Consider the following 917-nt stretch of genomic DNA (forward strand, 5'->3'; position numbering starts at 1 on the left):
GAAGAAATCGCCCTAAAGGATCTGCTTAGGGCGCCGGTGGTATACGCGCCAGGCGGTAGACCTCTGCCGCCTTGTCAGAAGATGGTCAAAATCGGCCTGTTCTTCGATGGCACCAGTAACAACAAGTACAGGGATGAACCCAATCAAGCCCATACGAACGTCGTCAAGCTGTTTAATGCGCACAAGGATGTCAAGGGCGAGGGCTATCAAAAAGATTCCAGCTGTTTCCGTTTCTATATTCCTGGCGTCGGTACTCGCTTCCCCGAGAATCAGGAATGGAAAGAAACCCAGGAAGGCAAGGCAATGGGGAAAGGTGGGCAGGCACGGATTCTGTTCGGAATCCTGCAGGTTTACAACGCGGTGTATCAGGCATTTAATGAAGGTACTCGCTTGTTCACCGATAGTGAACTTACCGCCAAACTAAAAAGCTATACCCGCGACGTCGAAAGTAACTACGACAAGGACTACCCCCAAGACGAACGCCGCAAGCGCTGGTTCACAGAACTGCGCGACGAGTTGAACGACAAGCTGCAAACTCGGCGCGACATGATCATTCAGCCCCGTATCCCTAAAATTCGTGTCGCCGTGTTCGGCTTCTCCCGCGGGGCGATTGAAGCGCGCAGTTTCTGCTACTGGCTGCACGCCGCACTGGAAGAGAAATCCACGCTCGCGGGTATGCCCATTGAGATCAATTTCCTCGGCCTGTTCGACTCGGTCGCCTCGGTCGGCCTGCCGCATTCAGCGGCGCAAACCACGCCGTTCCGTTTCATCGACGGCCACTTCAGCTGGGCAGCAGAGACTTTGACGCCACTTCCATCACTGGTCAAACAGACGGTGCACTACATTGCCGCGCACGAACAGCGCATGAACTTTCCCGTCACATGCGTACAGGGCGGGTGTGCCCCTAGTGACCTATC

General features: G+C 55.0%; 1 protein-coding gene. It reads left to right on the forward strand.

The window, feature by feature from the left end; all coding sequences use genetic code 11:
- Nucleotides 1-81: 81 nt before the first annotated feature.
- Nucleotides 82-917 (forward strand): T6SS phospholipase effector Tle1-like catalytic domain-containing protein (locus tag HLUSI_RS27035; protein WP_162098053.1); only part of this gene is annotated, 836 nt, incomplete at its 3' end.

The sequence above is a fragment of the Herbaspirillum lusitanum P6-12 genome (genome assembly GCF_000256565.1).
GTDB classification, from domain to species: domain Bacteria; phylum Pseudomonadota; class Gammaproteobacteria; order Burkholderiales; family Burkholderiaceae_D; genus Herbaspirillum; species Herbaspirillum lusitanum.